Origin of the sequence: Microbacterium sp. Y-01 (assembly GCF_003856715.1) — a bacterium.
Lineage (GTDB): Bacteria > Actinomycetota > Actinomycetes > Actinomycetales > Microbacteriaceae > Microbacterium > Microbacterium algeriense.
The window spans coordinates 1,932,411-1,956,476 of record NZ_CP024170.1 but is presented as its reverse complement, the minus strand read 5'-3'; the positions used below and the strand labels follow the sequence as shown (position 1 = coordinate 1,956,476).

Here is a 24,066-nt window from a genome sequence, read left to right as displayed (position 1 = left end):
GATCCCCGCTGAGCCCCCTGCGCCCGATTCGTAAGACTTCGACACAGGCCGGCACCCGATCCAGGACCGTGATGACCGACCCGACCAGCCGCACCGGAATCGTGCACCTCACCGAGCGCCAGCCGACCGTCAGCGGACCCGAGATGCTGGCGAGCCTGGTGCCGCCGCCGCAGTTCGACTCCGCGACCTTCGAGAGCTATCGGGTCGACCCCGCGTACCCGTCCCAGGAGGATGCGAAGCAGACGCTCATGCGCTTCGCCGGGCGCGGCACTCCCGCCAAGCGCGGCGGTCTGTTCAGCCGGGCCAAGAAGGAGCCGGAGCTCAAGCCGGGCGTCTACCTCGACGGCGGATTCGGCGTCGGCAAGACCCACCTGCTCGCCTCGATCTACCACGCCATGCCCGCACGCCGGAAGTACTTCGGGTCGTTCATCGAGTACACGGCTCTCGTGGGTGCACTCGGGTACAAGAACACGGTCGACCTCCTGAAGGGGGCCGATCTGCTCTGCATCGACGAGTTCGAGCTCGACGACCCGGGTGACACCATGGTGATGACACGACTCCTCGGCGAACTCGTCCCCACCGGCACGCGCCTGGCCGCGACCTCGAACACACCGCCGAACGCCCTCGGCGAGGGGCGCTTCGCCGCCCAAGACTTCCTCCGCGAGATCCACGCCATGTCCGACAGCTTCCAGACGCTCCGCATCGACGGCGTCGACTTCCGCCAGCGCGCCATCGACGGTCACGCGGTGACGCTCGACGATGAGGCGTATGCGACCGGGATCGCGGAGGCCTCCGCAGAGGGGGCGGTGTCGGACGACCGGTTCGACGACCTCATCCGTCACCTCGCGCAGGTGCACCCTTCCCGGTACATCCGTCTCATCGACGGCATCCACCGCGTCGGTCTGCGCGATGTCCGTCAACTGACCGATCAGTCCGAGGCGCTGCGCTTCGTGGCGTTCGTCGACCGGGTCTACGACGCGCAGCTGCCGATCCTGGCGACCGGGCTCGGTCTCGACGGCGTGTTCTCCGAGGAGATGCTCGCCGGCGGATACCGCAAGAAGTACCTTCGCGCCATCTCCCGGCTCAACGCCCTCACGCATTCTGCGTAAGCCCGCAGTCCCGCGTAACGCGATGTTCACACCCGGAGCCCCGCTGTAACGCCGGGGAAACAAACCTCACGCATCCGTGAAACGGCGCGTCGTCACACTGAAGCTCTCAATTACTTCGGATGTGAGGTTTTCCTATGGATGCTCCCGGCAACATCTCGTGGGCGATCACCGCGACAGCGCTGGTGCTGCTCATGACGCCCGGCGTCGCCTTCTTCTACGGCGGACTCGTCAAGGCGAAGAGCGTCGTCAGCATGATGATGATGAGCTTCGGCTCGATCGGCCTCGTCGCTGTGCTGTGGATTCTCTTCGGCTTCTCGATGAGCGCGGTCGACAGCCCCACCGCCTTCGCGGGGAACCCGTTCGCCGACTTCGGCCTGTCGAACCTGGCCGCCGGTGAGGGCTCGAACGTCGCTCTGCTCGGCGTCGCCTACGGCGCCACCTTCGCGATCATCACCGTCGCCCTGATCTCCGGCGCCATCGCCGACCGCGCGAAGTTCGGCAGCTGGCTGATCTTCGCCGGCATCTTCGCGACCATCGGCTACTTCCCTGTGGCCGCGTGGGTGTGGGGCGGAGGGTGGATCATGAACCTCGGCACCACGTTGTTCGGCGAGGACAGCGGCATCGGCGTGATCGACTACGCCGGCGGTACCGCGGTGCACATCAACGCCGGAGCCGCAGCCCTGGCCCTCGCGCTGGTCCTCGGCAAGCGCATCGGCTTCCAGAAGGGCATCCTCAAGCCCCACAACGTCCCGCTGACCCTGCTGGGCGCAGCGCTGCTGTGGTTCGGCTGGTTCGGCTTCAACGCCGGAGCGGAGTGGCTCGCGGAGGACATGGGCGGCGTCGGACTCATCGGACTCAACACGCTCGGCGCCACGGCCGCCGCGATCCTCGGTTGGATCCTCATCGAGCGGATCAAGGACGGCAAGGCGACCTCGGTCGGTGCCGCCTCGGGTGCGGTCGCCGGTCTGGTCGCCATCACCCCGGCATGCGCCAACCTCACCCCGGGCTGGTCGCTGCTGCTCGGTGCGGTCGCCGGCATCGTCTGCGCCCTGGCCGTCGAGCTGAAGTTCCGGTTCGGCTTCGACGACTCGCTCGACGTCGTCGGCATCCACCTCGTCGGTGGTCTCATCGGAACCCTGTACCTCGGCTTCTTCGCCACGGGGACCGGACTGTTCGTCGGTGGGGACGCCCGCCAGCTCGCGGTGCAGCTCATCGCCGCGCTGGGTGTGCTGATCTACTCCTTCGTCGTGGCCTTCATCATCGGCTTCGCCATCCAGAAGACGATCGGCTTCCGCATCACGAACGAGGACGAGATCGCGGGTGTCGACCAGGTCGTGCATGGCGAGGAGGGCTACGCACTCGCAGACGCGTGATCTGCGCATAGGGTGACCGTGTGAGCAAGACCAACGGCATCCTGACAGCACTCGCGGACCTCCTGCTCAAGGCGGTGGGATCCGGCCGGGCGTCTCGGACATCAGCTCCGAGGCGCCCGGACGCGCGTCTGCGGCCGTCTGCGGAGAGAACCGCACCCGCCGGCGGGGGAGCCGATCGCGGACGCGCGAGGGGCACGGAGACGCTCCGCATCGATCCGGATCGGATCGGCGACCTCGCCGTCGCGTACGCACCGCAGCGAGACGGCGCTCCCGACGCCGGTGAGATCGTATGGACCTGGGTCCCCTACGAGGAGGACGACGGACGCGGCAAGGACCGACCGGTCCTGGTGATCGGGCGGCAGTCCGCCGACCGCGTGTACGCGGTGCGCATGACCAGCAAGCCGCACGACGGAGAGCGGGACTACCTCTCGATCGGTACCGGCGGGTGGGACTCGCAGGGCCGCGAGTCGTGGGTCGACATCGAGCAGCTGTACAGCGTGCACGAGCGGGGCCTGCGTCGGGAGGCCGCGGTGCTGGATCGGCGCCGCTACGACCGGGTCAGCGCGGCTCTCGGACGGCGCTACGGATGGACTGTCGCGCGCTGAGGCAATCCGATCGGGGGAGGGCTGCGAACGAGTGGTGAGTCGCGTTCCGCGGCGCCACACAAGGAGGAATCATGCGCTTCATCCCCACCAAGGTCCACGGAGTCCTCGACTACATCGTGGGCATCGCCCTGATCGCTGCACCCTGGCTGTTCGGCTTCGCGAGCGTCGGCGGCGCCGCCGTCGTCATCCCGATCGTGCTCGGTGTCGGGCTGATCGTCTACAGCCTGTTCACGAAGTACGAATGGGGCCCCTTCGGCTTCATCCCGATGCCCGTCCACCTGGTGTTCGACATCGTCGCCAGCCTGTTCCTCGCGCTGTCCCCGTGGATGTTCGGGTTCGCGGGCGAAGCCCTCAACGTGTGGCTGCCCCACGTCGTGGTCGGAGCCACGGTGATCGTCGTCGTGCTCTTCTCGCAGCCGCAGCCGGCGCGCACGCGTCCGGTCGCGGCGACCGCCTGACGGCTCGGACGACGAAGGGCGGCCATCCTCGGATGGCCGCCCTTCGCGTGTGCTCCGGCTACTCCTCGGCGTAGGGACCCTCGCTCGCCTCGCCGTCGGACTGCTCGGGGTCGACCTGAGCGGGAGGAAGATCCTGCAGGAACTCCCGATCCTTGTTCGGGTCGCCGCTGCCGTCTCCCTGCAGCGCGTCCTCGCCACTGATGCCGTCAGGCGCCTGGGGGATGTCATCGCGTCCGGACATGTCGTCTCCTCTCGTCTCGACGCTGTGCGCGTCCGTGACGGCCATCCTCCGATCCGCCGGCCGGGTTCTGCACCCCCTGGCCTGCGTGCGGCGGTCGTGCTAGCTCGGCGGACGTCAGCTCCGCAACGCGGTGCTCAGCCACCGCGCGTAGAGCTGCCACGGATCGCCTGCCCCCTGGAGCACGGCGATGTGCGCCCGGACGTCGTCGCTGAGAGTGAACCACTCGCCGCCCTCCCGCACCGCCGCGAACTCGCGATGCCGCTGCTGCTCGAGCGACCGGCCACCCTGTTCGAAAGCCAGCAGTTCCTGATGGCGGATGCTGGCGAGACGCCGTCGCGGTTGGCGGCTCGTACCGATCTTCACGCGCTGGTCGAAGCGGATGTAGTAGACGACGTCGACGCGGGGGAGAGGCAGGTCGGAGTCCGGGGCGTCTCCGTAGCGCCATCCGCACAGTGCGCAGTGCCAGGCGCCGTCCGTGCGCCGGCCGGCGGTGCTTCCGCACAGCGGGCAGGGGCCCGGAAGGCGGCGTTCGGTCGGCACGCGTCGAGGCTACGGGGGGCCTCGGACATCGACGGAGGGCGTCCGCCACTGTGAGCCTTCTCTGAGAGGTGCCCCGCGCCTAGGGTCGAGAGGGAAGGGGCGAGCGGAGCGGAGAAGGCGAGGGAGTCGGATGAGGATCACGGGCACACGGGCGTTCGGCGGCCTCACCGCGCTCCTCCTGGCGTTCCTCGCGGTCTCGTGCGCTCCGGCACCGTCACCGAGCACCTCGGCGCGCCCGTCGACGGAGGTCAGTCCGTCTCCCGCCGGTGAGATCGTCACGATCGCGGAGGATCTGGTCACACCGTGGTCGCTCGCCTTCCACGACGGCGTCGCGCTGATCAGCGAACGCGACACCGCACGGATCCTCGAGGTGACGGACGCCGGATCGCGCGAGGTCGCCCGGATCAGCGACGTGGAGGCACGGGGGGAGGGCGGCTTGCTGGGCATCGCCGTGCACGACGACCTGCTCTACGCCTACTCCACGGGAGACGACGGCAACAGCGTGCGGCGCTTCCCGCTCTCCGGTGAGCCAGGCGCGCTCGAACTCGGTGCAGGCCAGACGATCCTCTCCGGTATCCCCGCCGGGACGAACCACAACGGCGGACGCATCGCCTTCGGACCCGACGGGATGCTCTACGTCGCGACCGGGGACGCCGGTGATCGGGAGAGCGCGCAGGATCTGACGTCGCTCGGTGGCAAGATCCTCCGGCTCACGCCCCGCGGCGCGATTCCGGCGGACAACCCCTTCGAGGCTTCTGCCGTCTTCAGCTACGGTCACCGCAATCCGCAGGGCCTCGCGTGGGATGACAAAGGGACGATGTATGCGAGCGAGTTCGGGCAGGACACCTGGGACGAGCTGAACCGGATCGAACCCGGAGCGAACTACGGCTGGCCCCAGGTGGAGGGCAGCGCGAACAGGGCGGGGTTCGTCGACCCCGTGCAGCAGTGGGCGCCCTCCGCGGCCAGTCCGAGCGGAATCGCGATCCTTGGAGGCAATCTCTTCCTCGCGAACCTCCGAGGCGAGCGGCTGCGAGAGGTGCCGCTGGATGACCTCGCCTCGTCCGTCGAGCATCTCAGCGGCACCTACGGCCGGCTGCGGGACGTCGTCGCCGCACCCGATGGCACGCTGTGGGTGCTCACCGGCAACACGGACGGTCGGGGGACCCCTCGGCCGGCGGACGACCGCGTGCTCCGCCTCTCCCTCGGTGCGACCGCGGACGGGGAGGACGGAAGCGCGTCTGCCATCCCGGCGGCGCTCGTGTCAACCACTGCCGCAGCGGCAGCGCGGTTGGCAGACTCGGCGCATGGTGTTCATCGGATTCCACGCCTCACATGAGCAGATCCCGCCGAGCGCACTGCTGGAGGCCGTCACGGCGGCGGAGCAGGCCGGCTTCGACGGGGCGATGTGCTCGGACCATCTCGCGCCCTGGCTCCCGGAGCAGGGGGAGTCGGGCTTCGCCCTGAGCTGGATCGCCGCGGCGCTCGCGCGCACGACGTTCTCGATCGGAATGGTCAACGCCCCTGGGCAGCGCTACCACCCCGTCGTGGTCGCGCAGGCCTTCGCCACGCTCGAGGAGATGTTCCCCGGACGGTTCTGGGCGGCGCTGGGCAGCGGGGAGGCCATGAACGAGCATGTGACGGGCGACGGATGGCCGGCCAAGGCCGTGCGCAACGAGCGTCTGGCGGAGAGCGTCGACGTCATCCGCCGTCTGCTCGCCGGCGAGGAGGTCAGCCATGACGGACTGGTCCGCGCGCACCGTGCCAGGATCTGGAGTCTTCCCGCATCCCCGCTACCGTTGTTCGCGACGGCGGTGAGCGCGGAGACCGCAGCCTGGTCCGCAGAATGGGCCGACGGTCTCGTCACGGTGGCCCAGCCGCCGTCGGTGCTGCGGCGCGTCATCGACGAGTACCGCTCGGCCGGGGGCACAGGGCCCTGCAGCCTCCAGGTTCACCTGAGCTGGGCGGCGACCGACGCCGAGGCCCTCGCCCTCGCCCGTCAGCAGTGGCGCAACGGCGTCCTGGCTCCGCCGCTCACCTGGAACATCGAGCAGCCGGAGGAGTTCGACGCCGCGATCGGCGCGCCGGACGATGCTGCTCTCCGCGCCGCGGTGCTGATCGACCACGATGCGGCGTCCCTCGCCGACCGCATCGCCGAGCTGGTGACGATCGGATTCGACCGGGTCTATCTGCATCATGTCGGCAGAGAACAGGCCGGCTTCCTCCGGGCCGCAGGATCCGAGCTCATCCCCGCACTGAAGGAGCGACTGTGAAGATCACCGACACGAGCGACCTGTGGTGGAAGACCGCGGTCGTCTACTGCCTCGATGTGGAGACGTTCCTCGACACGAACGGCGACGGCGTGGGCGACCTCCGCGGCCTCGCCCAGCGGATCGACTATCTCGCGCAACTCGGGGTGACGTGCCTCTGGCTGATGCCGTTCTATCCCACGCCGGACCGCGACGACGGTTACGACGTGAGCGACTTCTACGGAATCGACCCCCGGCTCGGCGACCACGGCGACTTCGTGGAGGTGATCCGCACCGCCAGGGACCGCGGGATCCGTGTGATCGTCGACCTCGTGATCAATCACACCTCGGATCGGCATCCCTGGTTCCTCGCGGCGAAGCGCAGCGTGTCCTCTCCGTACCGCGACTACTACGTGTGGCGGGACGACGCCCCGCCGAAGGGGCAGCAGAACGCGGTGTTCCCCGGACAGGCCGACGGCATCTGGACGAAGGACGAGGCGTCGGGGCAGTGGTACCAGCACAGCTTCTACGAGCACCAGCCCGACCTCAACATCGCCAACCCCGCGGTGCGGGACGAGATCGCGAAGGTCATCGGATTCTGGCTGCAGCTGGGCGTCTCGGGATTCCGGGTGGACGCGGTGCCGTTCCTCCTCGAGGTGCCCCGCGGAGCGGAGATCCCCGATCCCCACGAGCTCCTGCGCGACATCCGGCGGTTCCTCCAGCGGCGATCCAGCGAAGCGATCCTGCTGGGGGAGGTGAACCTCCCGTACGCCGAGCAGGTCGACTATTTCGGGGGCACGGACGGCGACGAGCTGACCATGCAGTTCGACTTCGTGGCGATGCAGGCGCTGTATCTGTCGCTGGTGCGGCGAGAACCCGGCCCGCTCGTGGAGGCGCTGACTGCGCGCCCCGTGCTCGGTCCGGAGGTGCAGTGGGCGAACTTCCTCCGCAACCACGACGAGCTGACCCTGGACAAGCTGGACGACGCGGAGCGGCAGGAGGTCTTCGACGCCCTCGCTCCCGACGAGCGGCAGCGCGTGTTCGGTCGCGGGATCACCCGTCGCCTCCCGCCCATGCTCGACGGAGACCCGCGGCGCATCAGGATGGCCTACAGCCTCCTGTTCACGCTTCCCGGGACGCCCGTGCTCTTCTACGGGGAGGAGATCGGCATGGGGGAGAACGCCGAGATCGAAGCGAGGGAGGCGGTGCGGACCCCGATGCAGTGGTCGTCCGGACGCAACGGCGGCTTCTCGGACGCCGCTCCGTCCCGGCTTCCCGCCCGCCCGCCCGCGGACGGCTACGCGCCGGAGCATGTCAACGTCGCCGATCAGCTCGACGACCGGGGCTCGATGCTGCACTTCATCCGCGAGCTCGCCTCCCGCTACCGTGTCTCACCCGAGCTCGGCTGGGGCGAGTTCGCCGTGATCGTGCAGCCGGTCGATGCCGTGCTCGTGCACTCGCTCACGGCGGATGTCGGTCGGCTGGTCGCGGTGCACAACTTCGCGGAGGTGCCGGCGACCGTGACCTTCCGGCTCGCGGAGGAACCGGAGGGAACCGACCTCGTCGGACTGCTGGAGTCCGAGCGGCTGACGCTGGGAGCGAAGGGCGAGGTCGTGCTGGAGGTGCCGGCGTACGGATACCGGTGGCTCCGGGTCGCACGCCCCGGGGACGGACGCATCGCCTGAACCAGGCCGAGGAGGCCTCGGAGGGGGAGTGATGGTGGGCGATACCGGACTCGAACCGATGACCTCTTCCGTGTGAAGGAAGCGCGCTACCAACTGCGCCAATCGCCCATACCCGTGGGGTACGTCACCCGATACTACCGGACGCTCGGAGGCCGTGTTGACCACTCTGGGAGACACGCGCGAGATTCGCCACCGGTTTGGCGAAGGCGGGATCATCGGCTAATGTTTCATGAGTGCCCGGGACAACCGGGAACGAAATGCGGATGTAGCGCAGTTGGTAGCGCACAACCTTGCCAAGGTTGGGGTCGCGAGTTCGAGTCTCGTCATCCGCTCGAGTGCAGAGGGTCTTCTTCGGAAGGCCTTCAGCACGTGGGGTCAATCCACACGGTGGCGTGGCCGAGCGGCTAGGCACCGGCCTGCAAAGCCGTTTACACGGGTTCGAATCCCGTCGCCACCTCGCGGAAAACTGAATAGCCCCAACGGGCGCGATTGGCGCAGCGGTAGCGCGCTTCCCTGACACGGAAGAGGTCACTGGTTCGATCCCAGTATCGCGCACAGACAAACCCCCGGTTCTCCGGGGGTTTTTTCGTTCCCGGATCCCGTCGCGCACGGGTCTGCCGCAGGACGTCTGTCGGGCGCCCGGACGGCTGTCGGGCCGAAGAGCCCGGTTTCGCACGGCATCCGTTCCGTCCTCCGACATCCGTACGACGGGAAGGGCCGGACAGCCGAGGGACGGGAGGGCCGGAGGGGTCGGGATGCGGGCGTCAGCCGCGGGCGGGCGGGCGGGGAGCGCGCTTGACCTCGTCGTAGGCGGCGAGAGCGGCCTTGCGCGTCGCGGCCAGGTCGACGACGGGCTCGGTCGGCGCGTCGCCGGCCCAGCGCGAGACGTAGAGGTTCTGCGGATCGAACTTCTTCGCCTGCAGCTCAGGGTTGAAGACGCGGAAATAAGGCGCCGCATCCGCCCCCGACCCGGCCACCCACTGCCAGTTGAAGGGGTTGTTCGCCTCATCGGCGTCGACGAGCGTGTCCCAGAACCACTCCTCTCCGAGTCTCCAGTCGATGAGCAGGTTCTTGATGAGGAAGGACGCGGTGACCATCCGGACCCGGTTGTGCATGTAACCGGTGTGCCAGAGCTCGCGCATGCCGGCGTCGACGAGCGGCACCCCCGTCTCGCCGTGCTGCCAGGCGTCGAGGTGCGCGGGGTCGAGCGGCGGCCAGGGGAAGGCGTCGAACTCCGGGCGGAGGTTCTTCGTGGCCAGGTCGGGGGAGTGGAAGAGCGTGTGCCAGGCGAACTCCCGCCAACCGAGCTCGGAGAGGAACCCGCCCGCGCCGTCGACGCCGACGGCTTCGTGCCAGACCGTGAAAGGACTCAGCTCCCCCCAGCGCAGCCGCGGGGAGAGCAGCGAGGTCGCCCCCGCTGCCGGTTCGTCCCGTGCGCGGTCGTAGGAGGGGAGATCCTCCGCAAGGAACTCCTGGAGACGCCGTCGCGCGGCGGGCTCGCCGGGCTCCCAGGTCTCGCGGAGCCCGCCTGCCCAGTCGGGTGCGGTCGGAAGGAGTGCCCAATCGTCCAGAGCATCGGATGCCGGGACAGCCGTCGTCCCGGCGAGCGTGCGGGGCTCGGAAAGCGGCGACCGCGGCGCGGGAAGGGAAAGGCAGGCGCGCCAGAACGGCGTGAACACGGAGTAGTGGGTGCCGCTGCCCGTCGTGACGGTCCACGGCTCGTGGAGCAGTGAGGCCGAGAACGAGGACACCTCCATGCCGGCCGCACGCAGTGACGACTTGAGTCCCGCGTCCACCGCGCGCGCCGGAGCGCCGTAGCGACGGTTCCAGTACACGGCGCCCGCACCGACCTCGTGCGCGAGCTCCTCGATCACCCGACCGGCTGGGCCTCGTCGCAGCACCAGGGCGACGCCACGCTCTCGCAGTCCCTCGCGGAGGGAGTGCAGCGAATGATGCAGCCACCAGCGTGCGGCTCCGCCGAGACGACGCATCCCTTCCGATTCCTCGTCCAGCACGAACACGGCGACGAGCGGCTCGTCCCGCTCGGCAGCCGCGTGCAGGGCCGGGTTGTCGGCGAGGCGGAGGTCATCGCGGAACCAGACGAGCGAGGGAGAGGCCATGGACTCAGTCTGCGGGACCCAAGATCGGAGCACGCGGGGGTTGTCGCGGTGCACCGCCGACGAGTAGGGGCGTGGGAACGCGTCGTCAGCGTCGGCGGCGAGGTCGGGATGGAGCGTTCGTCGCCCACAGCGCCCATGCGACCAGGAGCGGTTGGAGGAAGAGGCGACCGAGTCGACGCGCGTCGGTATCGAGTCCGGGCGTGGATCGCTGGGTCCGCCACTGGTGCACATTGCCGGGGAACACGGCGACGAAGAACGCGGCAGTCGCCCAGCCGATGCGGCGTCGCTCCCTCGGCAGAGTGAGCAGTCCCGCGGCGAGGGAGACCTCGGCGGCCCCGGATGCGATGACGATGGCGTCTTTGTCCATCCGGGTGATCCGCGATGCCCAATCGGGCACGACCACCCGGAAGCCGCGGGTCTGGATGAAGTGCAGCACCCCGATCGCGCCGAGGGCGAGAGCGAGGAGCCAGCGGCCGATCGTCCGTGTCATGCGCCCACGCTACCGTCGTCGTCGGAGATCGCGGCTGACACACTGTGGTCATGACCGTGTTGCGCATCATCGTGCTCTTCCTCCTGGCCGCCGTCGCCGAGATCGGCGGGGCCTGGCTCATCTGGCAGGCGGTGAAGGAGGACCGCGGCTGGCTGTTCGCGGTCCTGGGCGTCATGGCACTCGGGGCCTACGGGTTCGTTGCGGCTCTGCAGCCGGATGCGAACTTCGGTCGCGTGCTGGCCGCGTACGGCGGGATCTTCATCGCCGGGTCGCTCGCCTGGGGCGTCATCGTCGACGGGTTCCGCCCCACGACCTGGGACGTGATCGGCTCCGCCGTGGCACTGGCCGGAGCGGCCATCATCATCTTCGCGCCGACCGCCGGATCCTCCGGGACCGAGACCGCCGGGTGACGGTCAGCAGCCCCCGAGCGGGCGAGTAGCCTAGATCCAGACCCAGATGGAGTGATCAGTGCCTGAAAACGCCCAGCCGACCGACGGCTTCGCCCTGTTCTCTGACCGAAACGTCGTCGCCATGCGCGTCGGCGGCGTCCTCAAGGACCTCGCCACGACGGTCACCGAGACCGACGAGGTCGAGCCCGTCACGATCGACAGCCCCGACGGCCTGAACATCCTGCGCCACTCGGCCGCGCACGTGCTCGCGCAGGCGGTGCAGCGCATCAACCCGCAGGCGAACCTCGGCATCGGTCCGCCCATCACCGACGGCTTCTACTACGACTTCGGCGTCGAGACCCCTTTCACGCCGGAGGATCTCAAGGCGATCACGAAGGAGATGCAGCGCATCGTCCGCGAGGGACAGCGCTTCGTCCGCCGTGTCGTGACGGACGAGGAGGCGCGCGCGGAGCTCGCTGACGAGCCGTTCAAGCTGGAGCTCATCGGACTCAAGGGCCCTTCGGCCGGTGCCGAAGGGGAGATCGCCGAGGGCGCGTCCGTCGAAGTCGGCGAGGGCGAGCTGACGATCTACGACAACACCACCCGCGACGGCGAGGTCGTCTGGAAGGACCTCTGCCGCGGCCCGCACCTGCCCAACACGCGCATGGTCGGCAACGGCTGGGACCTCACCCGCATCGCCGCCGCCTACTGGCGGGGGAGCGAGAAGAACCCGCAGCTGCAGCGCATCTACGGCACCGCCTGGCCGACCAAGGACGAGCTGCGCGCCTACCAGGAGCGCATCGCCGAGGCCGAGCGCCGTGATCACCGCAAGCTCGGCGCCGAGATGGACCTGTTCTCGTTCCCGGACGAGATCGGCTCGGGACTGGCCGTGTTCCATCCCAAGGGCGGGATCATCCGCTACGAGATCGAGGAGAACCTGCGCAAGCACCTGCTGCGCAACGGCTACGACCTCGTCAACAGCCCGCACATCACGAAGAAGGATCTCTTCATGACGTCGGGGCACCTGCAGACCTACGCGGATGGCATGTTCCCGCCGATGCACCTCGACGAGATCGTCGACGACGAGGGCAACATCACCCGCCAGGGCCAGGACTACTACCTGAAGCCGATGAACTGCCCGTTCCACAACCTCATCTTCCGTTCGCGCGGGCGCTCCTACCGGGAGCTGCCGCTGCGGTTGGCGGAGTTCGGGACGGTCTACCGCTACGAGAAGTCCGGCACGCTCTCCGGGCTGACCCGCGTGCGCGGCCTGACCCAGGACGACGCGCACATCTACGTCGCCCAGGACCAGGTCAAGGAGGAGCTCACCACCAACCTGAACCTCGTGCTCGACCTGCTCCGCGACTACGGGCTCAACGACTTCTACCTCGAGCTCTCGACGAACGAGGAGGGCAACCCGAAGTTCCTCGGCGAGCCCGAGCAGTGGTCGACGGCGATCGACACCCTGCGCGAGGTCGCCATCGAGTCCGGACTCGAGCTCGTCGCCGACCCGGGCGGCGCGGCCTTCTACGGTCCGAAGATCTCGGTGCAGGCCCGCGACGCGATCGGCCGCACCTGGCAGATGTCGACCATCCAGCTGGACTTCAACCAGCCCGACCGCTTCGAGCTGGAGTACACCGGTCCCGACGGACAGAAGCACCGGCCCGTGATGATCCACCGGGCGCTCCTCGGCTCCGTCGAGCGCTTCTTCGCGATCCTCCTCGAGCACTACGCCGGCGACTTCCCGCTGTGGCTCGCGCCGAGCCAGGTCGTGGGCGTGCCCGTGGCGGAGCAGTACGGCGACTACCTCGACGACGTCATCGCGCAGCTGCGCGCGGCGGGCGTGCGAGCGGATGTCGATCACTCCGACGACCGGATGCAGAAGAAGATCCGCAACCACACCACCGCGAAGGTGCCGCTGATCCTCATCGTCGGCGAGCAGGATCGTGCCGCGGGGACCGTGTCGTTCCGCTTCCGCGACGGCACGCAGGAGAACGGCGTGCCGGTCGCAGATGCCGTGCGACGGATCGGAGCGGCGATCGCCTCGCACGCTCTCGTGCTGAAAGCGGGGGACCTGGCGTGACCCCCCGGCAAGCGCAGGGGTCCCGCCGTGGCTGACCTGGAGGACGCTGCGCACCTCGCCGGAGTGCCGGACGAGTTCCAGCGGCTGTGGACCCCGCATCGGATGGCGTACATCCAGGCGGGGCCCGAGCCGCTGCGCGAGGAGTGCCCCTTCTGCGAGGCGCCGAAGTTCCCCGATGCGGAGCGGCTGATCGTGGCGCGCGGCGAGACGGCGTACGTGCTGCTCAACCTGTTCCCGTACAACTCCGGGCACCTGCTGGTCTGCCCCTACCGTCACATCGCGACGTACGATCAGGCCACTCCGGAGGAAGTCGCCGAGATCGGCGCGCTCACGCAGACCGCGATGCGGGTGCTGAGCGATGTGTCGCACTGCGACGGCTTCAACCTCGGGATGAACCAGGGAGCGGTCGCCGGCGCGGGCGTCGACGCGCACCTGCACCAGCATGTGGTGCCGCGGTGGCGCTCGGACGCGAACTTCTTCCCGATCATCGCGAAGACGAAGGCTCTCCCGCAGCTCCTCGGCGAGGTGCGCGAGGCCGTCTCTGCGGCCTGGCCCGCTTCCGACCGCTGACGCCCCGCTCGGCTGGCCGCTGAGCTGCTTCCTTGCCGCACCCCATTGGGTCGCTGAGCTGCTTCCTTGCCGTACCCCGGTTGGGTCGCTGAGCTGCTTCCTTGCCGTACCCCATTGGGTCGCTGAGCTTGTCGAAGCGTCCCGTGCAGGGCCCTTCGACAAGCTCAGGGACCCAGGGTCTCCGGGACTCCGGGTGGGCCCTTCGACAAGCTCAGGGACCCAGGGTCTCAGGGGCTCCGGGTGGGCCCTTCGACAAGCTCAGGGACCCAGGGTGGGCGGGACCCAGGGTCTCAGGGACCGGGGTGGGCGGGGTGGTCAGCGCACCTGACGCGCCGTGAACTGCATCCGCGGGTGGGCGTAGAACTCCTGCGCCTCGACGAGCTGCAGTTCGCGCTCTCCGGACTCGAGGGTCGCCTTGAGCAGGTCGTACACGCTGGATGCCGTGCGCTCGAGCGCGACCTTCGCACTGCCGGTCTCGACGTAGTGCGCCGTGAACAGGGCTGCCGTCACGTCGCCTGATCCGTTCGCCTTCATTGGCAGGTGCGGGGTCTGCACGAGCCACGCCCCCTGCTCGTCCGCGGCGAGCATCTCGATCGTGCCCTCTTCGCGGTCAGGGCGCTCGACGCTGGTCACGAGCACGGTGCGCGGGCCCATCGCGTGGGCGAGATCGACCGAGGCGAGTGTGGACTCGAGCGTGTCCGGCTCGGTGTCGGTGAGGAAGCCGAGTTCGAACTGGTTCGGGGTGATGATGTCGGCGACAGGCACGACGCGCTCCCGCAGCAGCACCGGGATGGCCGGAGCCACGAAGCAGCCGGACTTGGCGTTTCCCATCACGGGGTCGCAGGCGTAGACGGCGTCCGGGTTCGCGGCCTTCACACGGGCGACGGCGTCGATGATCACGTCGCCGATGCCCTCCCCGCCCTGGTAGCCGCTGAGGATCGCGTCGATCTGCCCGAACACGCCGCGCTCCTCGATGCCGGTGATGACCTCGCGCACGTCGTCCGGCGCGATCAGCGGCCCGCGCCAGGCGCCGTAGCCGGTGTGGTTGGAGAAGTTCACCGTGTACACCGGAAGCACTTCGACGCCGATGCGCTGCAGCGGGAACACGGCGGCGGAGTTGCCCACATGGCCGTAGGCGACGGCGGACTGGATGGAGAGGATCTTCATTCTCCGACTCTTTCGTTCGGGGCGGGCCGGTGCCCGCGACGGGTGGTCACCGCGCGGCCGCGACGAGGTCTGCGACCAGGGTCGCGGCGTCGTCGTCGGACAGGTCGTGCACGGTGAGGCGCAGGTGATGGGAGGGCTCAGCGCGCTCGTCGAGGGCGAAGTCGTCGCCCGTCCTGGCGAGCCAGCCGCGCCGCATCAGGCGCTCCGCGATCGCGCGGGCCGGCAGCGGGAACTCGACCCACAGACTGAGACCGTCCGATGCGGTGGCGGCGATGCCGCTGTCGCGCAGCAGTTCCGCGAAGGCGGTGTTCCTCTCCGCGTAGTGCGAGGCGGCGTCGGCGACCTCGGCCATGACGGACGCGTCGGTCAGCTGGGTGAGGGCCAGGCGCTGCAGCAGGTGGCTGACCCAGGTCGTGCCGGGGCTCAGACGCATACCGAGGCGATCGGCGGTCTCCGCATCCGTCGCCGCGATCGCGAGGCACATGTCCGGCCCGAGGAACTTCGACACCGAGCGCACGAGGGCGAAGCGACGGTGCTCCGGGCCGATGAGCGATTCGTAGGGGCGCTGCGAGAGCATCGAGAAGTGATCGTCCTCGATGATGAGCACGTACGGGTGCTCCGCGAGCACCGCCCGCAGTTCTGCTGCGCGAGCGGCCGTGAGGCTCGCTCCCGTGGGGTTCTGCGCCCGTGGAGTGCAGATCACGGCGCGGACGCCCGCCTCCAGCGCCGCCTTCAGCCCGTCCACGGTCATGCCCTGGGAGTCGACCGGCACGGCGACGGCGCGGTATCCGCCCAGTCGCACGGTGTGGATGCTGGCGAGGAAGCACGGGTCCTCGAGCGCGACCGCGTCATCGCGCATGAGCGCCTGAGCGAGCAGGCGCTCGACCGCATCGACGGCACCGCTGGTCACGGTGATGCGGAAGTCGACGTCGGTCAGATCGCCGGACATCCAGTCCCGCGCCCATTCCTCGAGCCCGCGATCGATCACCGGCTCGCCATAGAGCACCGGGCGGGAGGCGATCGTCATGAGGGCAGGAGCGGGATCCGGGATGAGGCGCGGATCCGGGTTGCCGGTGCCGATGTCTCGGAGCACGGTGTCCGGTGCGTACCCCTCCTGCGCCACGGTCTCCAGACCGGCGACCACGGTTCCGGCGCGCCCGCGGGAGACCACGAGGCCGGCCTGTGCGAGCTGCCGATACGCAGCGACCGCCGTGTTGCGGTTCACGCCGAGTGTGGCCGCGAGTTCTCGGACCGGGGGAAGGACGCTTCCCGGGCGGAGGACTCCGCGCTCGCGCAGGGCGCGCACGCTGTCGGCGATGTCCGACGCGGTGGTCCCTGTGATCTGGTCGCTCATGATCCTCCTCGACGATTCTAGGTCGGATCCGACAGTGCTAAGTTTGATCTAGATCAAACACGCCTTCGGATCATCCACAGGAGCACACCATGACCGAGACCACCACCGGATCCTCGCGCGTCAAGCGCGGCCTCGCCGAGATGCTCAAGGGCGGCGTCATCATGGACGTCGTCACCGCCGAGCAGGCGAAGATCGCCGAGGACGCGGGCGCCGTCGCCGTCATGGCGCTCGAGCGCGTGCCGGCCGACATCCGGGCACAGGGGGGCGTGTCGCGCATGAGCGACCCGGACATGATCGACAGCATCATCGATGCGGTGTCCATCCCGGTGATGGCCAAGGCGCGCATCGGCCACTTCGTCGAGGCGCAGGTGCTTCAGGAGCTGGGCGTCGACTACATCGACGAGTCGGAGGTGCTCTCGCCTGCGGACTACGTCAACCACATCGACAAGTACGACTTCACCGTGCCGTTCGTGTGCGGTGCCACCAACCTCGGTGAGGCACTCCGCCGCATCAACGAGGGCGCGGCGATGATCCGCTCCAAGGGCGAGGCCGGCACGGGTGACGTCTCCGAGGCGATGAAGCACATCCGCAAGATCCGCGGTGAGATCGCCGCCCTGGCCGCGCTGCCCAAGGACGAGCTCTACGTCGCGGCCAAGGAGCTGCAGGCGCCGTACGAGCTCGTGGCCGAGATCGCCGAGACCGGCAAGCTGCCCGTCGTGCTGTTCGTCGCGGGAGGCGTCGCCACTCCGGCGGATGCCGCGATGATGATGCAGCTGGGTGCGGACGGCGTGTTCGTCGGGTCCGGGATCTTCAAGTCGGGCAACCCCGCCGAGCGCGCGAAGGCGATCGTCAAGGCGACGACGTTCTTCGACGACGCCAAGGTGATCGCCGAGGTCTCGCGCGGGCTCGGTGAGGCGATGGTCGGCATCAACGTGAGCGATCTGCCCGCACCTCACCGGCTCGCCGAGCGTGGCTGGTAGGACACGGGTCGGCGTTCTCGCGCTGCAGGGCGACGTGCGCGAGCATGCCGCCCTGCTGTCCGGGCTCGGCGCCGACGTCGTGCCGGTGCGTCGACCCGGCGAGCTGTCCTCTGTCGACGGACTGGTGATCCCCGGCGGGGAGTCGAGCGTGATCGACAAGCTGTCCCGGACGTTCGGGATGCAGCAGCCGATCCGCGACGCGATCGAAGCGGGTCTGCCGGTGTACGGCACGTGCGCTGGGCTGATCCTCCTCGCCGACACGGTGCTGGACGGCATCGAGCGACAGGAGTCCTTCGGCGGGATGGACATCGACGTCCGGCGCAACGCCTTCGGGCGTCAGACCGAGTCGTTCGAGACCGAGCTCAGCGTGCCGGCGCTCGGACAGGCGCCGGTGCGCGCCACCTTCATCCGGGCGCCGATCGTCGAGCGCGTGGGCGCGGACGTCGAGGTGCTCGCGTCGCTCGCGGACGGCACGGTCGTCGCCGTGGAGCAGGGGAGTCTGCTCGGCACGAGCTTCCATCCGGAAGTCGACGGTGAGACGCGCTTCCATGAGCGATTCCTCGCGAAGGCCCGTGCGGTGGCGGACGCCGGGATGCGGTAGCACGGCATCGGGCGGCGTCGCCGCGCCATGGCTCAGGGCAGCAACCCGCCGAGCCAGCGCAGTGCAGGGAGCGCCTATGTCCGCTGGAAGGCGCGGAGTCCCGGCAGCTGCGGGATCTCCGGCAGAGCCTGCTGGTACCACAGGAACGACGCGAAACCGGAGATGACGGGCAGCATCGCGGTCTGCGACGGCGCACCGTGCTCCTCGAAGGTGCGCCATGCGTCTTCGCACCTCGGGCCTCCCGCGGCCTCGATGCTCGGCAGCAGACAGGGCAGATCCGTCCAGGCGGCGCCCCTGCGCGCGTGCGGCCAGTCCAGCAGGTGCGCGCGCCCGTCGCTGATGAGGATGTTGTCGGCCCGCACATCGTCATGCACGATGGTTTCTCCGTGCACGGCCTGGGCGAAGCCGTCCTCGATCCGGAGCAGCTCGGGGAGGGCGCCGCGAAGACGGTCAGGAAGGCCGGCGCGGAGCCGGGAGTCGACAGCGATCTCTCTCCAGCGGGTGAAGCCGGGCACCATGTCGTCCTCCGCGCGCGGCAGCTCGACCGGTGCCCGCGTGCCCGACACGGCGCGCAGCGTCTGGGCGACGGCCGTCAGATCCTCGGGCGTCCACGGGTCCCCTGGATGGTGTCCGTCGATCGCATCGATGATGAGCGCGGCCCCCGTCGCATCGTCGATGCCGGCGTGCAGCGGCGGGGCGATCCCCTCCGGCAGGTGGGAGAGCGTGTGCAGCTCGGCGCGGAGGAAGCGCAGCGAGTCCGCGTGCCCGTCGGCGGCGCACGCCTTGACGAACGCTCGAGCGGTGGTCGTCGTCAGGACCCCGGCGTAGGAGGCGCTGAACCCGCCGTGAGCGGGCTCGTCCCGGACGAACTCCCCACCGACCGCACGGAGGATCCGCGTGCGGAGCACGGCGGGAAGGCTCGTCCACGCGGGCCGGAGGCGGTCTGCTCCTGCCTTCATCGTGCCCTCCGCGTCATGACGTCCCCCTGTGCAGAGGTGCCTCGACGTTAGCAGGGCGGGTGTGCGAGGCCGGCCGCAGTGTCAGGGGTCGATCAGACTACGGATCGCCTGTACGGTGCGGTCCACGTCGGCGGACGTGGTCGCCCACGAGGACATCGAGCAGCGCAACGCGGCGTGCCCCCGCCATTCGGCGCCGGTCACCACCGCCGTGCCTTCGGCGAGGATCGCCGCCCCCAGGGCTCGCGTGTCGTCGTCCGACCCGACGCGGAACATCACCTGGGTGTAGTCGACGACGTTGAGGATCTGCACGCCGGCGATCGATCCGAGCCCGGTGGCCATCGCCACCGCGTTCGCATGCAGTCGATCGATCAGGTCGGCGACGCCGGACCTGCCGAGACTGCGCAGTGCTGCCCATGCGGGCACACCCCGCGCACGTCGGGACAGCTCGGGGGTCACGTCCCACGGATCGAGGCCGGAGTAGATGAGGTAGTCGCCGCCGGTGCGGAAGGCGGCGATCGAGTCCGCGGGGTCGCGCACGATCGCCATGCCGCAGTCGTAGGGCACATTCAACGTCTTGTGCGCATCCGTCGCCCAGGAGTCCGCATCCTCCATGCCCGCCGTCAGGTGACGCAGGGCGGGGGACGCGGCGGCCCAGAGGCCGAAAGCGCCGTCCACGTGCACCCAGGCGTCGTGTCGCCGGGCGACCTCGATCAGGCGGCCGAAGTCGTCGAAGGCGCCGGTGTGCACCTCGCCGGCCTGAAGGCACACGATGAGCGGACCTGACCCATCCGCGAGAGTGCGCTCGAGCGCATCCGCTCGCATCCGGCCCTGGTCGTCGGAGTCGACGACGATCAGTTCGCCGCGCCCGATCCCGAGGAATCGCGCGGCGCGATCGATGGATCCGTGCCGGTCTGCGCCGACAACGAAGCGGATCGGCGGTGCGGCGCGAAGGCCCTGCTCCGCGACGTCCCACCCGATGCGCGCCAGCACCGCGTGGCGTGCGGTCGCGAGGCAGGTGAAGTTCGCGAGCTGTCCGCCCGTGACGAAGCCCACGCTCGCGGTCTCCGGCAGGGAGAAGAGGTCGAGCATCCATCGGCCGGCTATCCGCTCGACGGCGACGGTGGCGGGTGTCAGCACCGAGGATCCCGAGTTCTGATCCCAGGCGGACACGAGCCAGTCCGCCGCGAGCGCCGCGGGTAGTGTGCCGCCGATCACGAACCCGAAGAAGCGGCCGCCGGGGATCGCGACGAGTCCGGGATCGGCTTTCGCGGCGAGCTCGTCGACGACGTCCGCGGCATCCGCCCCGTGTGCAGGCAGCGGTCCGTCGAACGCCGACAGCATGTCGTCCAGGCTCGCGCGCGGCCAGACCGGTCGATCGGCGAGAGTCCCGAGGAACTCCGTCGCACGGCGGTGGGCGGCGTCGAGAGCGCGCTCTCGATCGTTCATGCGCGTCAGTCTCCCACCGGGGATCGAGGGGGACAAGGCGGTTCCCGTTCGGGCCGCTCCTGAGTTTCTATAGAATGGACGACGCCCTGGACACGGCTCCGGGGCGGATACGACGAGCGGAGACTTATGTCCGGGCATTCCAAGTGGGCGACCACGAAGCACAAGAAGGCCATCATCGACTCCAGGCGCGCGAAGTCCTGGGCCAAGCTCATCAAGAACATCGAGGTCGCCGCCAAGCTCGGCGGCCCCGACCTCGCAGGCAACCCGACGCTCTTCGACGCGGTGCAGAAGGCCAAGAAGACCTCGGTCCCGAAGGACAACATCGACCGCGCGGTGAAGCGCGGTGCGGGCATCGGCGGCGAGGCCGTCGAGTACACCTCGATCATGTACGAAGGCTACGGACCCAACGGCGTGGCCCTCATGATCGAGTGTCTGACCGACAACAAGAACCGCGCGGCCGCCGAGGTCCGCACGGCGCTCAGCCGCAACGGCGGCACGCTGGCCGACCCCGGCAGTGTCGCGTACAACTTCAGCCGCAAGGGCGTTATCGTCGTCGGCTCCGAGGGGACGACTGAAGACGACGTGATGATGGCGGCGCTCGAGGCGGGTGCCGAGGAGATCGAGCCCCACGCCGAGGGCTTCGAGATCATCACGGAGGCGACCGACCTCGTGGCGGTGCGCAGCGCGCTGCAGGAGGCCGGCATCGACTACGAGTCGGCCGACGTGGAGTTCGTCCCGAACCTCAAGGTCGAGATCGACGCCGACACGGCCCGCAAGATCTTCCGCCTCATCGATGCGCTCGAGGACAGCGAGGACGTGCAGAACGTGTTCACGAACTTCGACCTGACTCCCGAGGTGCAGGCGGAGCTGGAGAACGACGACGCCTAGGCGCGCCGGAGCCGTGCTGTCGCAACCGCGGCCTAGCCTGGGGGAGTGACCTCCTCTCTGCGTGTGCTCGGCATCGATCCGGGCCTCACCCGGTGCGGAGTCGGCATCGTCGATGTCGATCGCTCCCGCCGTGGCACCCTCGTGCACGTCGGCGTGATCCGTTCGGCGCCCGATGCCGAGATCGGCGACCGGCTCGCGATCGTCGCGGCGGGCATCCGTTCCGTGATCGCCGAGCACCGTCCGGATGCCGTCGCCGTGGAGCGCGTCTTCGCGCAGCAGAACACCCACACGGTCATGGGCACGGCGCAGGCCAGCGGCGTTGCACTGCTGATCGCGTCCGAGCACGGCCTCCCCGCCGCCACCCACACGCCGAGCGAGGTCAAGGCGGCCGTCACCGGCTACGGCTCGGCCGACAAGCGACAGGTCCAGGCCATGATCGCGCGGATCCTGCGGCTCGACGCGCCCCCGCAGCCGGCGGACGCCGCGGACGCCCTGGCGATCGCCCTGTGCCACGCCTGGCGACGTGGCGGGGCCGCACCCTCCGGCGCGAACGCGCTCACCCCGGCGCAGCGCGCCTGGGCGGAAGCGGAGAAGCGTGTCGGTCGAACATATCTACGAGCGACGCCGTAGGCTGGTCGAATGATCTCTTCTCTGCACGGTGTCGTCCTGCACACGACCTCGGACCAGGTCGTCATCGATGTGGGCGGTGTCGGGTTCTCGGTGGCCGTCCCCGCCGACGTCGCGCACACGGCCACCGTGGGGGAGAGGATGCTCCTGCACACGAGCCTGATCGTGCGGGAGGACGCCCTGTCGCTCTTCGGGTTCGCGGACCGCGCTGAGCTGGAGATCTTCGGTCTGCTGATCAGCGTCACCGGCGTCGGCCCCAAGTCGGCCCTGGGCGTGCTCTCGCACCTGACGGCCGACCAGATCGCGGAAGCGGTCACCTCCGAAGACGATGCGCCCTTTCGCCGGGTGTCCGGCATCGGGCCCAAGACGGCGAAGCTGATCGTCGTCCAGCTCGCCGGCAAGGTCCAGGCACTGGCGGCTCCGTCGAAGCCGGCGGCCGCCGGGGCAGGAGATGTCGTGTCCCAGGTCGCCGCAGCCCTCGTGGGTCTCGGCTGGTCCGAGAAGGTCGCCGCCGATGCGGCCGCGCAGACCGCCGCGGACGCGACCGAGGCGGAAGGCGCGTCGGTGGCCCTGCTCCTGCGCCGCACCCTCGCCCTGCTCGGCCCGGCGCAGGGAGGCCAGGCGCGTGTCTGATCCGCTCGACGCCTCCGAGCCCTCCGACGAGACCGAACTCGCGATCGAGGGAGCGCTCCGCCCGACGAGCCTCGGCGAGTTCGTCGGTCAGCAGAAGGTCCGCGGGCAGCTGCAGCTGCTGCTCGAAGCCGCACGCCTCCAGGGACGCCCCGCAGACCACATCCTCCTCGCGGGCCCTCCGGGCCTCGGCAAGACCACGCTCGCGATGATCGTCGCGCATGAGAGCGATCGGCCGCTCCGGCTGTCCAGCGGCCCGGCGATCCAGCACGCCGGGGATCTCGCCGCCCTGCTGTCGAGCCTGGTCCCCGGCGAGGTCCTCTTCATCGACGAGATCCACCGCATGGCCCGCTCCGCGGAGGAGATGCTGTACCTCGCGATGGAGGACTACCGGATCGACATCATGGTCGGCAAGGGCGCCGGGGCGACGAGCATCCCGCTCGAGCTCTCGCCCTTCACGCTGGTGGGTGCCACGACGCGCTCCGGCCTGCTGCCCAACCCGCTCCGCGACCGGTTCGGATTCACCGGTCACCTCGAGTTCTACGAGGAGTCCGAGTTGGAGCAGGTGATCGCGCGCTCGGCCGCGGTGCTGGGCGTCGACCTGCCGACCGACTCGCTCTCGGAGATCGCCCGGCGATCCAGGGGCACCCCCCGGATCGCCAACCGGCTCCTGCGTCGTGTGCGCGACTACGCCCTGGTGCACGGCGGCGGTGCGGCGACCATCCGCGACGTGCGGGCTGCCCTCGAGCTGTACGACGTCGACCCGATCGGACTCGACCGGCTGGACAGGGCCGTCCTCGACGCGCTCGTCCGCCGCTTCCGCGGAGGACCGGTCGGACTCAGCACGCTCGCCGTCGCCGTGGGCGAGGAAGCGGAGACGGTCGAGAGCGTGGTGGAGCCGTATCTCGTGCGCATCGGCTTCCTCGGCCGGACGCCGCGCGGGCGCGTGGCGATGCCCGAGGCCTACACGCACCTCGGCGTCGCGCATCCGGACGGGATGCTTAAGTTGGATGACCTATAATCACTGAAGACTTCCCGGATACCTTCGCGCGCCCAAAGGCTGGAGCGTGCACCTGAGAAAGGCGCTACCCCATGCCCATGGAATTCCTCCTCTTCGGACTTCTCGCCGTCCTGCTCGTCTTCATGATCTTCAACACGCGCAAGCGCACGAAGCAGATGAAGGCCGAGCAGGAGGAGAAGGCGACCAAGACCGTCCCCGGCGCCAAGGTGCTCCTGCAGGGCGGCATCTACGGAACGATCGTCTCGTACGACCCCGAGGACCTCGACACCCCGGCCCTGGTGGAGATCGCCCCCGGCACCATCATCGACGTCCACAGCCAGGCCATCCTGCGCGTCGTCGAGCCCAAGGACGCCGTCGTCGACGCACCGGTCGTCGAGACCGAAGAGCCCGCTGCGGATGACGCGATCGCTCCGGCCGTCGAGACTCCGGAGGAGACCCGCGCCCGCCTCGAGCGCGACGCCGACGACAAGTAACCCCGCGGCCG

General features: G+C 69.4%; 25 protein-coding genes and 4 tRNA genes. 20 read left to right on the top strand and 9 right to left on the bottom strand.

What is annotated here, in order from left to right:
• Nucleotides 1-71: 71 nt before the first annotated feature.
• From zapE to CSX12_RS09215, 4 genes are all read left to right on the top strand, one after another.
• The gene (zapE, locus tag CSX12_RS09230) at nt 72-1,109 is read left to right on the top strand and encodes a cell division protein ZapE (RefSeq protein WP_017202185.1); all 1,038 of its coding nucleotides are present in this window, start codon (nt 72-74) and stop codon (nt 1,107-1,109) included.
• Nucleotides 1,110-1,243: 134 nt separating this feature from the next.
• A complete protein-coding gene (locus tag CSX12_RS09225; protein ID WP_124895588.1) occupies nt 1,244-2,482 on the top strand; it encodes an ammonium transporter in 1,239 nt (412 codons plus the stop codon).
• Nucleotides 2,483-2,502: 20 nt separating this feature from the next.
• Nucleotides 2,503-3,087: a type II toxin-antitoxin system PemK/MazF family toxin gene (locus CSX12_RS09220; RefSeq protein WP_017202183.1), complete on the top strand. Its 585-nt coding sequence runs from the start codon at nt 2,503-2,505 to the stop codon at nt 3,085-3,087.
• 71 nt (nt 3,088-3,158) lie between these two features.
• The gene (locus CSX12_RS09215; protein WP_124895587.1) at nt 3,159-3,545 is read left to right on the top strand and encodes an SPW repeat protein; all 387 of its coding nucleotides are present in this window, start codon (nt 3,159-3,161) and stop codon (nt 3,543-3,545) included.
• Between the two features lie 58 nt (nt 3,546-3,603).
• Here the strand turns inward: CSX12_RS09215 and CSX12_RS09210 are convergent, their stop codons facing one another.
• Nucleotides 3,604-3,786, bottom strand: coding sequence for a hypothetical protein (locus tag CSX12_RS09210; RefSeq protein WP_124895586.1), 183 nt, complete (start codon nt 3,784-3,786; stop codon nt 3,604-3,606).
• Between the two features lie 114 nt (nt 3,787-3,900).
• A complete protein-coding gene (locus CSX12_RS09205; protein ID WP_124895585.1) occupies nt 3,901-4,326 on the bottom strand; it encodes a GIY-YIG nuclease family protein in 426 nt (141 codons plus the stop codon).
• 130 nt (nt 4,327-4,456) lie between these two features.
• On the opposite strand from CSX12_RS09205, the gene CSX12_RS09200 reads away from it, so the two are divergent.
• Genes CSX12_RS09200 through CSX12_RS09190 form a run of 3 tightly spaced genes read left to right on the top strand, consistent with a single transcriptional unit; the run spans nt 4,457 to nt 8,257 of the window.
• The gene (locus CSX12_RS09200; RefSeq protein WP_124895584.1) at nt 4,457-5,662 is read left to right on the top strand and encodes a PQQ-dependent sugar dehydrogenase; all 1,206 of its coding nucleotides are present in this window, start codon (nt 4,457-4,459) and stop codon (nt 5,660-5,662) included.
• The gene (locus CSX12_RS09195; protein ID WP_124895583.1) at nt 5,631-6,596 is read left to right on the top strand and encodes a TIGR03885 family FMN-dependent LLM class oxidoreductase; all 966 of its coding nucleotides are present in this window, start codon (nt 5,631-5,633) and stop codon (nt 6,594-6,596) included. The genes CSX12_RS09200 and CSX12_RS09195 overlap by 32 nt, the downstream gene beginning before the upstream one ends.
• Nucleotides 6,593-8,257, top strand: coding sequence for an alpha-amylase family protein (locus tag CSX12_RS09190; RefSeq protein WP_124895582.1), 1,665 nt, complete (start codon nt 6,593-6,595; stop codon nt 8,255-8,257). The genes CSX12_RS09195 and CSX12_RS09190 overlap by 4 nt, the downstream gene beginning before the upstream one ends.
• Before the next feature lie 32 nt (nt 8,258-8,289).
• Here the strand turns inward: CSX12_RS09190 and CSX12_RS09185 are convergent.
• A tRNA-Val gene (locus tag CSX12_RS09185) sits at nt 8,290-8,365 on the bottom strand.
• Nucleotides 8,366-8,516: 151 nt separating this feature from the next.
• Here CSX12_RS09185 and CSX12_RS09180 point away from each other — a divergent pair.
• The 3 genes from CSX12_RS09180 to CSX12_RS09170 all read left to right on the top strand — a co-directional run bounded on the left by CSX12_RS09180 (nt 8,517) and on the right by CSX12_RS09170 (nt 8,812).
• A tRNA-Gly gene (locus CSX12_RS09180) sits at nt 8,517-8,589 on the top strand.
• 54 nt (nt 8,590-8,643) lie between these two features.
• Nucleotides 8,644-8,714: transfer RNA gene (locus CSX12_RS09175), tRNA-Cys, on the top strand.
• A 26-nt stretch (nt 8,715-8,740) separates the two neighbouring features.
• A tRNA-Val gene (locus tag CSX12_RS09170) sits at nt 8,741-8,812 on the top strand.
• A gap of 209 nt (nt 8,813-9,021) precedes the next feature.
• Here the strand turns inward: CSX12_RS09170 and CSX12_RS09165 are convergent.
• Nucleotides 9,022-10,377, bottom strand: a complete 1,356-nt coding sequence (locus CSX12_RS09165; RefSeq protein ID WP_124895581.1) for a deoxyribodipyrimidine photo-lyase — start codon at nt 10,375-10,377, stop codon at nt 9,022-9,024.
• Between the two features lie 85 nt (nt 10,378-10,462).
• Complete coding sequence (locus CSX12_RS09160; protein WP_017202176.1) at nt 10,463-10,867, bottom strand: hypothetical protein; 405 nt, start codon at nt 10,865-10,867, stop codon at nt 10,463-10,465.
• 50 nt (nt 10,868-10,917) lie between these two features.
• On the opposite strand from CSX12_RS09160, the gene CSX12_RS09155 reads away from it, so the two are divergent.
• From CSX12_RS09155 to CSX12_RS09145, 3 genes are all read left to right on the top strand, one after another.
• Nucleotides 10,918-11,277 carry a YnfA family protein gene (locus CSX12_RS09155; protein WP_026049723.1) on the top strand — a complete coding sequence of 120 codons (360 nt, stop codon included), beginning with the start codon at nt 10,918-10,920 and terminating at the stop codon, nt 11,275-11,277.
• Between the two features lie 121 nt (nt 11,278-11,398).
• Nucleotides 11,399-13,339 carry a threonine--tRNA ligase gene (gene thrS, locus CSX12_RS09150; RefSeq protein ID WP_241160607.1) on the top strand — a complete coding sequence of 647 codons (1,941 nt, stop codon included), beginning with the start codon at nt 11,399-11,401 and terminating at the stop codon, nt 13,337-13,339.
• Between the two features lie 27 nt (nt 13,340-13,366).
• On the top strand, nt 13,367-13,909 hold the full coding sequence (locus CSX12_RS09145; protein WP_124895579.1) for an HIT domain-containing protein: 543 nt from the start codon (nt 13,367-13,369) through the stop codon (nt 13,907-13,909).
• Nucleotides 13,910-14,224: 315 nt separating this feature from the next.
• Here the strand turns inward: CSX12_RS09145 and pdxY are convergent, their stop codons facing one another.
• A complete protein-coding gene (gene pdxY, locus CSX12_RS09140) occupies nt 14,225-15,076 on the bottom strand; it encodes a pyridoxal kinase PdxY (protein WP_017202172.1) in 852 nt (283 codons plus the stop codon).
• Between the two features lie 46 nt (nt 15,077-15,122).
• A complete protein-coding gene (locus CSX12_RS09135; protein WP_164479554.1) occupies nt 15,123-16,430 on the bottom strand; it encodes an aminotransferase class I/II-fold pyridoxal phosphate-dependent enzyme in 1,308 nt (435 codons plus the stop codon).
• Between the two features lie 89 nt (nt 16,431-16,519).
• On the opposite strand from CSX12_RS09135, the gene pdxS reads away from it, so the two are divergent.
• A complete protein-coding gene (pdxS, locus tag CSX12_RS09130) occupies nt 16,520-17,410 on the top strand; it encodes a pyridoxal 5'-phosphate synthase lyase subunit PdxS (protein ID WP_017202170.1) in 891 nt (296 codons plus the stop codon).
• A complete protein-coding gene (pdxT, locus tag CSX12_RS09125) occupies nt 17,400-18,011 on the top strand; it encodes a pyridoxal 5'-phosphate synthase glutaminase subunit PdxT (protein ID WP_124895577.1) in 612 nt (203 codons plus the stop codon). Before pdxS ends, pdxT begins: the two co-directional genes overlap by 11 nt.
• 74 nt (nt 18,012-18,085) lie before the next feature.
• On the opposite strand, the gene CSX12_RS09120 is transcribed toward pdxT, so the two are convergent.
• Nucleotides 18,086-18,970, bottom strand: a complete 885-nt coding sequence (locus CSX12_RS09120; RefSeq protein ID WP_124895576.1) for an aminoglycoside phosphotransferase family protein — start codon at nt 18,968-18,970, stop codon at nt 18,086-18,088.
• A gap of 81 nt (nt 18,971-19,051) precedes the next feature.
• Nucleotides 19,052-20,416: an aminotransferase class V-fold PLP-dependent enzyme gene (locus CSX12_RS09115; protein WP_124895575.1), complete on the bottom strand. Its 1,365-nt coding sequence runs from the start codon at nt 20,414-20,416 to the stop codon at nt 19,052-19,054.
• A 126-nt stretch (nt 20,417-20,542) separates the two neighbouring features.
• Here CSX12_RS09115 and CSX12_RS09110 point away from each other — a divergent pair, with 126 nt between their 5' ends.
• From CSX12_RS09110 to CSX12_RS09090, 5 genes are all read left to right on the top strand, one after another.
• Nucleotides 20,543-21,304, top strand: a complete 762-nt coding sequence (locus CSX12_RS09110) for a YebC/PmpR family DNA-binding transcriptional regulator (protein WP_017202166.1) — start codon at nt 20,543-20,545, stop codon at nt 21,302-21,304.
• A 45-nt stretch (nt 21,305-21,349) separates the two neighbouring features.
• On the top strand, nt 21,350-21,934 hold the full coding sequence (gene ruvC, locus CSX12_RS09105) for a crossover junction endodeoxyribonuclease RuvC (RefSeq protein ID WP_124895574.1): 585 nt from the start codon (nt 21,350-21,352) through the stop codon (nt 21,932-21,934).
• A 9-nt stretch (nt 21,935-21,943) separates the two neighbouring features.
• The gene (gene ruvA, locus CSX12_RS09100; RefSeq protein ID WP_017202164.1) at nt 21,944-22,564 is read left to right on the top strand and encodes a Holliday junction branch migration protein RuvA; all 621 of its coding nucleotides are present in this window, start codon (nt 21,944-21,946) and stop codon (nt 22,562-22,564) included.
• The gene (gene ruvB, locus CSX12_RS09095) at nt 22,557-23,582 is read left to right on the top strand and encodes a Holliday junction branch migration DNA helicase RuvB (protein WP_017202163.1); all 1,026 of its coding nucleotides are present in this window, start codon (nt 22,557-22,559) and stop codon (nt 23,580-23,582) included. The genes ruvA and ruvB overlap by 8 nt, the downstream gene beginning before the upstream one ends.
• Nucleotides 23,583-23,653: 71 nt before the next feature.
• Nucleotides 23,654-24,055 (top strand): preprotein translocase subunit YajC, encoded by a 402-nt coding sequence (locus CSX12_RS09090; RefSeq protein WP_241160422.1) that lies wholly within the window; start codon nt 23,654-23,656, stop codon nt 24,053-24,055.
• The last annotated feature ends 11 nt before the right edge of the window (nt 24,056-24,066 follow it).